The organism is Ferruginibacter sp. HRS2-29 (assembly GCF_024343615.1).
Lineage (GTDB): Bacteria > Bacteroidota > Bacteroidia > Chitinophagales > Chitinophagaceae > Ferruginibacter.
The window spans coordinates 1-2831 of the sequence record NZ_RJUB01000056.1 but is presented as its reverse complement, the minus strand read 5'-3'; the positions used below and the strand labels follow the sequence as shown (position 1 = coordinate 2831).

The 2831-nt window shown below is 44.3% G+C and carries 4 protein-coding genes; all 4 read right to left on the bottom strand.

Annotation, left to right across the window (positions count from 1 at the left end; translation table 11 throughout):
* Positions 1-571, bottom strand: a 571-nt coding sequence (locus EGI32_RS10825; protein WP_369681654.1) for an asparagine synthetase B, incomplete at its 3' end; no start/stop codon positions are given.
* 150 nt (positions 572-721) lie between these two features.
* Positions 722-1393 (bottom strand): DUF2911 domain-containing protein, encoded by a 672-nt coding sequence (locus EGI32_RS10820; RefSeq protein ID WP_255155403.1) that lies wholly within the window; start codon positions 1391-1393, stop codon positions 722-724.
* A 12-nt stretch (positions 1394-1405) separates the two neighbouring features.
* The gene (locus EGI32_RS10815; RefSeq protein WP_255155402.1) at positions 1406-1969 is read right to left on the bottom strand and encodes a DUF2911 domain-containing protein; all 564 of its coding nucleotides are present in this window, start codon (positions 1967-1969) and stop codon (positions 1406-1408) included.
* A gap of 29 nt (positions 1970-1998) precedes the next feature.
* Positions 1999-2592: an ACP phosphodiesterase gene (locus tag EGI32_RS10810; RefSeq protein WP_255155401.1), complete on the bottom strand. Its 594-nt coding sequence runs from the start codon at positions 2590-2592 to the stop codon at positions 1999-2001.
* Between the last annotated feature and the right edge of the window lie 239 nt (positions 2593-2831).

The window sequence follows — 2831 nt, the reverse complement described above, 5'->3', positions numbered from 1 at the left end:
AAATATCTTTGTAAAAAGTCTGTGATTTATTGGAAGGGTTTTGCACATGCCCCAGTGAAAGATAGTTAAGCATTAATTTATGCTCGATGGTTTTATCAATCCCGATCGCCCACAACCCTTTCATTTCGCTGGCAAAGGCGAATATCTCCTGGTTTTGATAATAATAAAAAGGTTTTTCGCCAAAGCGGTCACGTGCGCAAAACAAGGTCTGTCTTTTTTCATCCCAGATAGCGAAGGCAAACATGCCATCGAAATGCTGCAGGCAACGCTCATCATAAAAATCGTAGGCGGCCAGTATCACTTCAGTATCGCTTTCGGAGGTAAAAATGTAGCCTGCTTTCTGCAGTTCGTTCTTTAATTCGATGTAATTGTAAATTTCACCGTTGTACACGATGGTGTAACGTTGCAGGTAGTGCATCGGCTGATGCCCGTTGTCAGTGAGGTCGATGATAGCCAGCCTGCGATGTGCAAAACCGACATGATTGGAGCGGTTGGTCCAGAAACCTTCCCCGTCGGGACCGCGGTGCGACAAGGCATCAGCCATGGCACTCAGCAACGGCCTGCTGATCATTGATTCGTCCCGCGTTATTATTCCCGCTATTCCACACATTGGTTAAAAAAGTTGAAGGTTCTAAGTTCAGAGTCAATAGTTAATAGTGAATAGTCAATGGTTCACAATAATGGAGCCTTTTCAATACTCTTTTGCAGTATCGGGCTTTACCTATTGACTATTCGCTATTGACTTTTTCGAAAAGTTGATGGGCAACACCGTTTTCACATTATCCCAGGCCATCAGGAGTCCTGCGCCTCCTGGTTCATCCATGAATACCATGGTAAAATCTTCCAGTGCCGGCGATTGGCGCTGCACAGGTACTTCCGTCCGCATTACATCTTTGCTGGTATCTGTATGCAATCCCCAGGTGTAAAGATTGGAATTGAGCACGATCGTCCATTTATCCGGCTCCGGGATACAATAGATGACATAGGTTCCTTTACTGACCGTTTTCCCGCCAATGATCACATTCCTGAAAAAATCGATCTCGGTCGCTTCATTGGCACCAAGTCGCCATTCTTTGCCATACTGGCAAAGGCTCATCGACGAATGGCTGAAAATGGTGCGGTTCTTTTTATGCGGCCTGCTGTAAATGACCCTGGCAACAAGGCTGGTAGAATCCTGCTTGTTCATTTTGAGCAGCGGATAATTGATGGGGTAATAACTCATATCCATCGGCGATTGATCGTAGGTCACATATGGGTTCTTATCTGTAGCGGGCAGCGAATCCACCTGCACGGTGGTGCGTTTGGTATCCGCCTGTTGCCTGCAGCCTTCCAGGATGAAAGGAAATGTTGCGCAGCAAAATAAGACCGGCCAGGTTATTTTCTTTAAAAACATGCAGTGATTAAATTACAGTGATATTGGCAAAGATACTCTAGAACTGTCCCAAACTGCATTTAATGAAAAGCCGGAAGTCGTTTTTTCAAAAAACATGGAAAAGGATTCTGTCGGGGTCGCTTCTTTTTGTACCGGAACATCCACTCTCAAAACGTCTTTCTTCTGATCGTATTTGAAAGAGCCCCAGGTGTCCAGCTCTTTGTTGAGTATGATGGTCCATTTATCCGCATTGGGGATGCTGTAGATGGTGTACCGGCCTTTTTTTACGGTAGTGCCGCCAATCTTTACATTTTGGAAAAATTCGATCTCGGTCGCTTCATTGGCGCCCAGTCTCCACACTTTACCGAATTCTATCAGGTCGCCAAAAATGGCCCGGTTGTTCTTCTGCGGCCTGCTATAGATCACCCTTGCCATCAACGGCTCGGTCAGTTTATCCTGGATCTTCAGCAACGTGTAATTGTTAGGGTAATAACTGATGTCCAGCGGAGATTTATCTACCGCGGGTACAACGGCCTGTGAAAAGGCGGTTACACAAAATGCGAAGCTTAAAGAAACTGCCAGGAAAACTTTCTTCATAATTTTTTTGTTCAAAGATAAAAGAAACATCACTTCAATAATTGCTCCAACCTTGCTGCCGCAAATTTTTTAACATCGGGGAAAAACGCATCGTAGCAGAGACTCATGGCGGGCTTATGCCGCAGGAATATATCGTAGGCTATGGCGGTTTCTTCAATATAAGCGCTGCGCCGGCGTACCCCTTCCAGGCTTTTTCCAATGGCCCAGTCGAACTGGTAATTGTACAGCCAGTTCTGCGTTTTCATGTAGGGGAACATCATCCCGAACCTGTCTCCGAGCCATCCGCTGTTGTTTTCGAGTTGCGCATAACACTGCTGCGAAAAATCCATGAGCGCCTTATCGGAAGCGAACTGCTGTTTATCCAGCGCAAGAAAATGATCGTATACCACATCGGCAAAAGCGCCGGAATATAAGCGGTAATCGGCCCTGAAGAATTCTTTCAGCTCCCTGGTAGCATCGTGCGAATCTGTATATTCATCGATGGCCCTGTGAAGCCGGATGCCAGCCTGTATGATGGCCGGATAATCGAATTGTTTTTTCCCTTTTACAAAATCACTGATCATATTACCCGTAAGGATGCCGGGGTTGTTAAAGGAAAGATATGCGTGGGCGAGATAATTCATGATAATGGATAATGCTATAATTGAATAATGGATAATTGATACTGATAGAATGTACAGAAGTAAGAAAGTTTCCCCGAATTTAATCTATTATCTATTAAAACATTATCCATTATCCATTCGCCCTTGCCATCGCTACTTTTTAACATTCCCATCTCATTCTTTATATTTTTTTTAAGAAATAAAACCCTCCCCATAGTTTTAAGTATAACTCATCTACGAACAAAATCGTATTTTATAAA